The sequence below is a fragment of the uncultured Ruthenibacterium sp. genome (genome assembly GCF_963558415.1).
Lineage (GTDB): Bacteria > Bacillota > Clostridia > Oscillospirales > Ruminococcaceae > Ruthenibacterium.
The window spans coordinates 1-10,388 of sequence record NZ_CAUWGY010000083.1; the positions used below are offsets into that span (position 1 = coordinate 1).

8 protein-coding genes are annotated in these 10,388 nt (G+C 51.2%); all 8 read right to left on the reverse strand.

The genetic code is table 11. From position 1 onward, the window contains the following. A partial coding sequence (gene rpoB / locus AB5H98_RS11255) for a DNA-directed RNA polymerase subunit beta (protein ID WP_367925990.1) occupies window positions 1-3,617 on the reverse strand: 3,617 nt, incomplete at its 3' end. 253 nt (window positions 3,618-3,870) lie between these two features. Beyond that, complete coding sequence (locus AB5H98_RS11260) at window positions 3,871-4,281, reverse strand: Rrf2 family transcriptional regulator (protein ID WP_367925991.1); 411 nt, start codon at window positions 4,279-4,281, stop codon at window positions 3,871-3,873. Window positions 4,282-4,374: 93 nt separating this feature from the next. After that, on the reverse strand, window positions 4,375-5,700 hold the full coding sequence (locus tag AB5H98_RS11265) for an MATE family efflux transporter (RefSeq protein ID WP_367925992.1): 1,326 nt from the start codon (window positions 5,698-5,700) through the stop codon (window positions 4,375-4,377). Between the two features lie 57 nt (window positions 5,701-5,757). Next, window positions 5,758-6,846 carry an RNA polymerase sigma factor RpoD gene (rpoD, locus tag AB5H98_RS11270; protein ID WP_367925993.1) on the reverse strand — a complete coding sequence of 363 codons (1,089 nt, stop codon included), beginning with the start codon at window positions 6,844-6,846 and terminating at the stop codon, window positions 5,758-5,760. A 50-nt stretch (window positions 6,847-6,896) separates the two neighbouring features. Further along, window positions 6,897-8,654: a DNA primase gene (gene dnaG, locus AB5H98_RS11275; RefSeq protein ID WP_367925994.1), complete on the reverse strand. Its 1,758-nt coding sequence runs from the start codon at window positions 8,652-8,654 to the stop codon at window positions 6,897-6,899. A 32-nt stretch (window positions 8,655-8,686) separates the two neighbouring features. Then, window positions 8,687-8,863 (reverse strand): DUF6440 family protein, encoded by a 177-nt coding sequence (locus tag AB5H98_RS11280; RefSeq protein ID WP_367925995.1) that lies wholly within the window; start codon window positions 8,861-8,863, stop codon window positions 8,687-8,689. Window positions 8,864-8,873: 10 nt separating this feature from the next. Then, a complete protein-coding gene (locus AB5H98_RS11285) occupies window positions 8,874-9,872 on the reverse strand; it encodes a deoxyguanosinetriphosphate triphosphohydrolase (RefSeq protein WP_367925996.1) in 999 nt (332 codons plus the stop codon). 96 nt (window positions 9,873-9,968) lie between these two features. Then, window positions 9,969-10,388 (reverse strand): YigZ family protein (locus tag AB5H98_RS11290; protein WP_367925997.1); only part of this gene is annotated, 420 nt, incomplete at its 5' end.

Genomic DNA, 10,388 nt, shown 5'->3' on the forward strand with positions numbered 1-10,388 from the left:
TCGTCAGAAAGGTCGAACAGACTGTCATCTGCAAAAAGAGAGTCGTCGGGTTCAATATCGAGGCCTGCGTCTTCCGGCGCATCCTCAATGCTATAATCGTCGTTCAGCTCGCCCTCGGCCACTACGTCGTCGCCAATGGCGAGGTCGGCTCCGTCAAAGCCCATTTCATCTTCGTCGTAGGTCTGCTTAATGTCGATTTCATTGCCATCCACATCTTGCACACGAACATCCAAAGCAAGGCTCTGCAATTCTTTCATAAGCACACGGAACGCCTCGGGGATGCCAGGTTTCGGAACCGGCTGACCCTTGACGATAGCCTCATCCAGAGCCCAAACCTCCATTTCGCCGAAGCGCTGGCCGCCGAACTGGGCCTTACCACCCAAAGGCTGCTGCGTAACCAGACTGTACGGACCAGTGGAACGAGCATGGATCTTATCATCCACCAAGTGATGGAGTTTCAGATAGTACATATAACCAACGGTAACGGGGTTATCGAACTTCTCACCTGTGCGGCCGTCGTATACGACGCTCTTACCGTCCTCGCTCTTGCCCGCCATGCGGAACATTTCGCGAATATCAGCCTCATGTGCGCCGTCAAAGACCGGTGTCATTACCTTCCAGCCCAATGCCGCGGCTGCATAACCCAAGTGAACTTCCAAAACCTGACCGATGTTCATACGGGACGGAACGCCCAACGGGTTCAGCACGATGTCCAGCGGTGTGCCGTCTTCCAGGAACGGCATATCCTCCTGAGGCAGAATGCGAGACACAACGCCCTTGTTACCATGGCGGCCGGCCATCTTATCACCCACGCTGATCTTACGTTTCTGAGCGATGTAGCAGCGAACCACCTGGCGCACACCGGGTTGCAACTCATCACAGTTCTCCGGAGTAAACACCTTTACATCTACGATAATGCCATACTCGCCGTGGGGCACACGCAAAGAGGTGTCACGCACTTCGCGCGCTTTCTCACCGAAGATGGCACGCAGCAAACGCTCCTCAGCGGTCAGTTCTGTCTCGCCCTTCGGCGTAACCTTACCAACCAGAATATCACCAGCAGAAACCTCTGCACCGATGCGGATGATGCCGCGCTCATCCAAATCCTTCAGAGCCTCTTCACCCACGTTAGGAATATCACGGGTAATCTCCTCGGGTCCGAGCTTTGTCTCGCGGCTCTCGATTTCATACTCCTCGATATGGATGGATGTGTAAACGTCCTCACGGACGATTTTCTCATTGATCAGAACAGCGTCCTCGTAGTTATAACCTTCCCAGGTCATGAAGCCGATCAAAGCATTCTTACCCAGAGAGATCTCGCCGTTCTTGGTTGCGGGGCCGTCTGCCAACACATCGCCCTTTTTGACCTCATCGCCCTTGTTGACGATGGGGCGCTGGTTGATGCAGGTGCCTTGGTTGGAGCGCATAAACTTAATCAGTTCATACTCATCGGTGGTCGTCTTGGAGGTGCGCACTGTGATCTTGTCCGCAGTCACACGCTCTACCACACCGTCGTTCTTAGCAAGGATGCACACGCCAGAGTCGCAGGCAGCCTTGTACTCCATACCGGTGGCCACAATGGGCTGCTCTGTGACCAGCAGAGGTACTGCCTGACGCTGCATGTTAGAGCCCATCAATGCACGGTTGGCGTCGTCGTTCTCCAGGAACGGAATCATGGCTGTTGCGACAGAAACCACCATCTTCGGAGAGACGTCCATGAAGTCAGGACGGCTCTTGTCAACCTCGATGATCTCGTCACGATAACGGCACGAAACACGGTCACGCATAAAGTGACCCTCGTCGTCCATCGGCTCGTTGGCCTGTGCGACGATGTACTCGTCCTCTTCATCGGCCGTCATATAGACCACTTCGTCGGTCACCACGCCACGTTCTTTATCGATCCGGCGATACGGCGCTTCGATAAAGCCGTACTCGTTGATTTTTGCAAAAGTAGCCAAATAGGAGATCAAACCAATGTTCGGTCCCTCAGGCGTCTCGATCGGGCACATACGACCATAGTGCGAATAGTGAACGTCACGGACCTCGAATCCGGCGCGATCACGGGACAAACCGCCCGGGCCCAACGCAGACAAACGGCGTTTGTGTGTCAACTCAGCCAGCGGGTTGTTCTGGTCCATGAACTGGCTCAACGGAGAAGAACCAAAGAACTCCTTGATGGCCGCAACCACAGGACGAATGTTGATCAGAGACTGAGGCGTAACCACTTCCATATCCTGCGCCTGCAAAGTCATGCGCTCACGAATCACGCGCTCCATGCGGGAGAAACCAATGCGGAACTGGTTCTGCAACAGTTCACCTACGCTGCGGATACGGCGGTTGCCCAAATGGTCAATATCATCGGTCGTGCCGATGCCATGAGCCAAGCCATTCAAATAGTTGATCGAAGAGAAAATGTCGTCTACCGTAACGGTCTTGGCAATCAGTTTGTCGTGATTCTTCACGATCAGTTCTTTCTGCTCCTCAACATCGCTGGTCTGATCCAGGATGGCGCACACTTCCGCAAAGTTGACCTTCTCGTCAATTCCGCACTCTGCAGTGTCAAAGGAGAAGAAATCGTTGGCGTTGACTGTGCCATTCGAAATGACTTTTACTTCTTTCTCGTCTACAGTCACATAAACTACGCTTACACCGGCGCGCTCAGCCGCCATAGCAGTCTCCATGGTGATTTTCTCACCCGCAGCAGCAAGCAATTCGCCCGTCAAAGGCGCAATTACGTCGCGGGCAGCAATTTGTCCCGCAATACGCCGGCCGATGGCCAGCTTCTTATTCATCTTGTAACGACCGAACCGAGACAGATCATACCGGCGCGGATCGAAGAACAAACCGTTCAAGTGGCTAGAGGCACTCTCCACTGTAGGAGGCTCGCCCGGACGCAACTTGCGATAAGTCTCCAGAAGACCTTCTTCTTCGCTCTTGGTCGGGTCTTTGGCCAAAGTGGCCTCAATCCGCTCATCATCGCCAAAGAACTCACGAATCTTCTGATCTTCACCAAGGCCCAATGCACGAATCAAAACCGTCACAGGAATCTTACGGTTTTTATCGATACGCACATAGAACACATCGTTGGCGTCGGTCTCATACTCCAACCATGCACCACGGTTGGGGTTCATGGTCGCCGTGAACAGTTCTTTACCAGTCTTATCGTAACTTTTTCCGAAATACACACCTGGGCTGCGCACCAACTGGGAAACGACCACACGCTCGGCACCGTTGTACAAAAACGTACCGGAATCCGTCATCAACGGGAAATCTCCCATGAAGATTTCCTGCTCTTTTACTTCACCGGTCTCCTTGTTCAGCAGGCGGGCGGTCACACGCAGCGGCGCAGCATAAGTGGCGTCGCGCTCTTTGCACTCTTTGATGCTGTATTTGGGCTGGGAATCCAGGCGGTAATCGATGAAGTCCAGCACAAGGTTGCCAGTGTAGTCCTCAATCGTGGAAATGTCACGGAAGACCTCCTTCAGGCCTTTGTCCAGAAACCACTGATATGAGTTTTTCTGAACCTCGATCAGGTTCGGCATATCGATGACTTCATCGATCTTGGAAAAGCTCATGCGCTCGGTTCTGCCAAGTTGTACGGGCTTGACTTTCACCATAATGTACGACCACTCCTCTTTCTCCAACGTTACAGGGCTTACAATTTGCGCACAAACAGCTCGTCTGCTCCATATTTTTCAGCGTTTTGCACAAAGATTTTCGCTGTTTTTGTTCACATGGTGCACACTAAGCCATTATGATACATTCAAGCATTATAACCCATAAAAGGCAAGTCGTCAAGGTGCTTTTTCGAAAAAAAAGTATGAAAAAACCACACTTGGCACGCAAGGCGCCGTGTGTGGTTTTATGTAATCAAAAATCAAGATTTCCATCCAAAAGCATCTGGAAATTGACCTTTTCAAGCTTTTCGTTGATCTCATCGCTGAGTTTTCGGAACACTTGCTGGAAAGCACAAGTACCGGAAGCTCCCCGATTGCAAACCCCATCCTGTGTGCACCGTGATAGATGATAAGGACCCTCTACAGCAGTAATCACATCTTTCAGGTTTACCTCAGACGGGCTATGGGCCAGTTCGTAACCGCCTCGATTGCCCTTGTAGCTGTTTACGATTCCGCTAGCGGCCAGCTTTCCAAGAATTTTGAGAGAAAATCGCAATGTAACACACATTTCCTCACTAATACTGCGGGCATCCCGCCGCGCACCACTTTTGGCCAAACAATAAACAATCCGGATCGCATAATCAGACTCCTGAGTAATATGCAATGGACACACCCCTTTAACTATACTATAACGATTGACTTTAATCATAAAAAAAAGTGCGGCATTTGTCAAGCCGCACTTTCCAAAGAGTCTTTTTCAAGCTTTCATTTTTCTGCGCGTACGCAAAAGCACCGGCACCTCATAGGCCAGCATTACGATCCAGCCGCCCATCTGTGCAAAGGCAATGCCCTCGATGCCAAAATGCGGCGCCAAAATGAAGGTAAAACTCACACGCCCCAGCATCTGTACGGATGTAGAAATCAGCGTCACCTTCAAATCACCCAATCCACGGAAATAGCCCTGAATCCAGTTGGTGCAAGCAGGCATCAAATAAAGCAACGCCATCCAGTGCAGATAACTGGTTCCCATATCTACAACGGTCTCATCTCCGTCCACAAACAGGCTCATGATTCCCCGCGCTGACAGGAGCACCACCACCGCCAACGCCGCCCAGTACACCACTTCCAAAAGTGCACCAGCCCGGAATCCCTGTTCCATGCGATCTTTCTTCCCCGCGCCCCGATTCTGCGCCAAAAAAGTGGTCATGGCATGCGCAATGTTCTGTTGCGGTGTATACGCAAAATCATCCACTCGGTTTACAGCATTAAATGCCGCAATGGTGTCCACGCCCAACGTATTGACGCAGCTTTGCACCAGAAGTTTTCCAATATAAAGCGCCGCCTGCTGCATGGCTGTGACCCAACTGTATCCAATCGTGCGATGGAGCAAATCCGAGCGTGGACGAAGTTGTGACCACCCGGGACGAAGCAAAGGGATCCGGAACCAGACATACCCCGTACACAATACTCCGCTGAATGTCATTGCCAACGCAGTAGCCAAAGCAGCTCCTTGCACGCCCCAATCAAGAACCACCACAAATACATAATCCACAATAATATTGGCGCAGGCAGATGCCGCTACGAAAAACAGCGGTGTGCGAGAATCTCCTACGGCACGCAGCGCACTGGCAAACAAGTTATACAAAAAAGTAAACGGAAGTGCCGCGCACACAATCTGCAAATACAACGCGGCCGATGGCAAAAGGTCCTCGGGAACTCTGGTTAAGCTTAAAAGCGGATGTGCCAATAATCCGCAGCCAAGAACAAGGGCAATCGTAAAGGCCAAACCAGCCGTCAACGATGTACCAATTTCACAGCGCAAAGTCTCTCTATCCTGTGCGCCGAAAAATTCGCTCATCAAAACACCTGCTCCCAAACAGGCTCCTACTACCAGAAAAGTGATGATATTTACCACCGGACCAGCCGCTCCTACTGCAGCCAATGCTTCTTTGCCTACAAACCGTCCTACGATTATAGCATCCGCGGCGTTATAAGTAAGCTGAAACACATTTGCCAATACCAACGGCAATGTGAAACGGACCAGCGGCCGAACGACCGGGCCTTTGGTCATATCTGTTGCCACACTGTTTCCTCCTTAAAAAAGTGGGCCTGCCGGCCCACTTTTCATTTTTATATTCAATCAATCCAAAAAGTCGCGCAATTTTTTGGAACGAGAGGGATGACGCAGCTTGCGCAGCGCCTTAGCCTCGATTTGACGAATGCGTTCACGTGTGACGTTGAACTCTTTGCCTACCTCTTCCAAGGTGCGAGGACGTCCATCCTCCAGGCCAAAACGCAAACGCAACACCTTTTCCTCACGGGGTGTCAAGCTTTTCAGCACGTCGCCCAACTGTTCCCGAAGCAGTGTGTGGCTGGCCGCCTCAGCAGGAACAGGCGCATCTTCGTCAGGAATGAAGTCGCCCAGATGACTGTCCTCTTCTTCACCGATGGGAGTCTCAAGGCTCACCGGCTCCTGGGCGACACGCATGATTTCACGCACTTTGTCGACCGGCATATCCAATTCCTGCGCGATTTCATCCGCAGTGGGCTCATGTCCGTTCCGATGCAAAAGCTGGCTGGAAACTTTTTTTACTTTGTTAATGGTCTCTACCATATGCACCGGAATACGAATGGTGCGGGCCTGGTCCGCAATGGCACGCGTAATGGCCTGCCGGATCCACCAAGTAGCATAAGTGGAAAACTTAAAGCCCTTGGTATGGTCGAATTTTTCCACGGCTTTGATCAGGCCCAGGTTTCCTTCCTGAATCAAATCCAAGAACTGCATGCCTCGTCCCACATACCGCTTTGCGATCGAAACCACCAGGCGAAGGTTCGCCTCAGACAAGCGCTGCTTTGCTTTTTCACCGTCCGGGCCACCATTTTGAATTTTAATGGCCAGGTCGATCTCTTCTTCCGGGCTAAGCAAAGGCACTCGGCCAATTTCTTTCAAATACACCTTAACCGGATCGTCAATCGAAACGCCTTCAGCAGTCAGCGCAGATTCCAACACATCCACAGTGTCCTCGGTCAATGTGAAATCTTCTGCATCTGCGTCTGGTTCTTCTACAATCTCGATATTGTTTGCTTCCAGCGTCTCGTAAAGCTTGTCCACAAGCTCCACTTCAAATCCCATTTCCTCCAAGGTGTCGTTGATTTCTTTGGTCGTCACCTTTCCGGCGCGCTTGCCCTGTTCCACAAGATTCAAAATGACGTTCTTTTTCTCTCCCATAATGACTCCCTTATTTTTGTTCAATCTAATATATGTGTTTTGTTTGCGTTCTATCCTTTTTTATCGCGAAGCATCTGCAAATAACCTGCCAGCTCATCCGCGGTTTTCTGGGCGGCACGACTGGATTCAGGCACGCTGTGCTCAATACGCTCCAAATACATTTCCACATCTTGGCGCGAAAATCCCACATCATAGTTCTGTGCCAGAACTCGGCTGATCAACGCCAATGTCTGCTCAGACACGGTTCCAGCCAAAGAAGCAACATCGACACTCTCACCATTCTGCACCCGCTCCATCAGCAGTGCATATGCCTGGCCCAGACCTTCATCCAAAAAATCCTCCTGTTTGACTCGCCCTGCGGCCAGTGAAGCATAAGAAGGCTCTTTTAAAAGCGCAGCTACCAACTGTTGCTGTGCAAATGCCACTCCCAACGCTTTCTGACCACCTTGTGAAAACGGGACCTTGATTCGACCGCCGACTCCTTCTTCCAGAAGCTGCCGCTCCCGTTCCTGCTTTTGGCGGCGATTGCGCGCACGCACCGCCGACTCCAACTGATTCAAAATTGCCGGCTTTGCTACATCCGTTTCCTGAGAAAGGCGGCCTGCGTACACGTCCCGCTCAGTAGCAGACACATTGCCTGCCAACACCGAGATTGCATCTTTCAAATATCCCACCCGGCCATCGGGTGTTGCCACATCGTATTTCGCCTTGGCCTTCTGCAATGCATATTCGATCGCATTGGCCGAACCATTGAGCAACATTTCAAAGCGATCCGCGCCAAACTTTTTGATATATTCATCCGGGTCCTTGGCATCCGGAATGTTTAAAACCGACACTTTGACATTGGACGCAGCAAACAACTGAATCGCGCGCGCAGTCGCCTTTTGTCCCGCCTCGTCCGAATCAAAACACAACACAACTTCGTCCGCATAATCTCCGATCAGTTTTACCTGCTCGGAAGTGAGCGCTGTACCACAGCCCGCTACCGCCGTATCAAATCCGGCCTGATGCATCGAAATGGCGTCCAAGTTTCCTTCACACAATATGTACCGCCGAGATGCGGATTTCTTAGCCAGATTCATTGCAAAAAGTGTTCGACTTTTCTTGTATACCACTGTCTCGGGACTATTGACATACTTTCGCTGAGGTTTTTCCGATGTGAAATCTCGTCCGCTAAAAGCAATTACGTTGCCCCGCAAATCAATGATGGGAATCATCACTCGATTGCGAAACATGTCATACAAACTGCCTCGATCGCTTTTGCGCACTACACCGCTGGCCAGCATTTCTTCCTCGCTGTAACCACGCTTTCGAAGATAATCACGCATACGGTTAAAACCGTCCGGCGCATAGCCCAATCCAAAACGCGTGATTGTCTTAGGGGTAAGGCCTCGCTTTTCCACCCAATATCGCCGTGCCGCTTTCCCCTCATCGCTTTGCAAGCATTCCACAAAAAAGCGAGCCGCATCTTTGTTGATGGAAAGCACCCGGCTACGTAACCGACCGGTTTTATCGTCTTCATCCGGCAGGGGCATGCCCGCTCGGGAAGCCAAAGTCTTCACGGCCTCTACATAATCCACATTATTGATTTTTTTAATAAAAGTAATTACGTCACCGCCCGCACCACAGCCAAAACAATAAAAAGACTGGGTCTCGGGATACACCACAAAAGACGGCGTTTTCTCATTGTGAAATGGACACAAGCCCGTATGGGTGCGGCCCCTGTGACGAAGTTGTACGTAACTTTGCACCACATCCACAATATCGCTGCGCTGCACGAGCTCTTCTATGTATTCATGCGGAATCACTGACCGTCACCTCCTAATCGGCAAGACTCCATTTAGTCAAAGGAAACCACCGGTTTTCCCTCAGCATTCAGAAGCGGCGTGATGCCGCCGCCCTGGCCTGTCCAATTGATGAGATAGTGGACTCCGGTAACCTTGTCTCGCAAAATACGTACTTCCGTGCTGAATGAAACCGTCTGTTTGTAGACTACTTCAAACCTTTTTTCGTCCATATTTTCCTCCTCAAAGCACCTGCCATTTTTTGGGGACAAACAACTCTTCAAACGTACGAGTAGCGTACTCATCGCTCATGCCGGAAATATAATCCGTCACAGCCCGGTCAGCTCCTTCATTCCAAAAAATATACAGATAGTCCTGCGGCATATGGGTGGGGTGCTCTCGAAAATAGTTGTACAGCTCTTCAATGAGCTTGTCCACCTTCTTTTCTTCTTTTTTGGCTACCCGATCCACGTACACCGTACTGTACATAAAATCATGCAACGCCTCATAAGCGCTGGCCACTTCACCATCCATGCCAATATTCTCAGCACCATGATCAATCATATTGCAGATCATGGAAGTGATTCGTTGAGATTTTGAAGCGCCCAGTACTCGACTGATCTCCCTTGGAATATCCTCATTTCGAAGCACGCCGGCCGCCACTGCATCCTCAATATCATGATTCATATAAGCGATGTGATCCGCATAACGGACAATTTGTCCCTCACGAGTTTCTGCCCAAGCGCCCTTCGTGTGGCACACAATGCCGTTTCGTACTTCCCAGCTTAGGTTGAGCCCTTGTCCGCCCTTCTCCAGCTTTGTCACGACGCGCACGCTCTGTTCATAATGTTTAAATCCGCCCGGACACAGCCTGTTCAATGCGCGCTCACCTGCATGGCCAAAGGGAGTGTGGCCCAAATCATGAGCAAGAGCGATGGCCTCAGTCAAATCCTCATTCAGGCGCAGAGCCCGTGCAATGGTTCGCGCAATCTGGCTAACTTCCAACGTGTGCGTGAGGCGAGTGCGATAATGATCTCCTTCTGGCGAGAGAAAGACCTGCGTCTTTTGTTTGAGCCGCCGAAAGGCTTTGCAATGTATGACGCGGTCGCGGTCCCTCTGATAACAAGTGCGAATCGGACAGGGCGGCTCATCGCGTTCACGCCCCCGGCTGTCTTCGCTGAGCGCAGCATAAGGCGACAACGTCATCCGCTCAATCTCTTGTGTTCGCTCACGCACCGTCATACGCAGGCCTCCTTGCCTGAAAAAAATGTTCCATATACTCTATACGACACAAATGCGCGATTTCCCTTGTGTATTTTGTAAATTTTTTGTTTTCGACTAAAAAGGCGCGTGATAAGGGTCAGAAATTTGAATATCCGCGGCGCCACGGCACAATTGCTGCACTTTCGGTACAAGTGCCTGCTCTGTACCTGCCAACATCACAAACGGCAAAGTCACTTTATCAGTAAATTGAGCTTCTTCCAGTTTAGCTCCCTGTTCCGTCAAAAGTTTGACTGCGGTTTCGTACAGCGGATATTCCACCGTCCATGTGCCACGCACGCACACGCGCACACACACGACCTTTGCCCGGGCAATAGCCGCAGACGCGGCCGCTGTATATGCTCGCACCAAACCGCCTGTTCCCAACAGCGTACCGCCAAAATACCGGGTCGTAACCACAATGCAGTCCACCAAACCCGCATGGCGAATGGCTTCCAGTGTCGGAAGGCCGCTGGTCTTGGCCGGCTCACCGTCGTC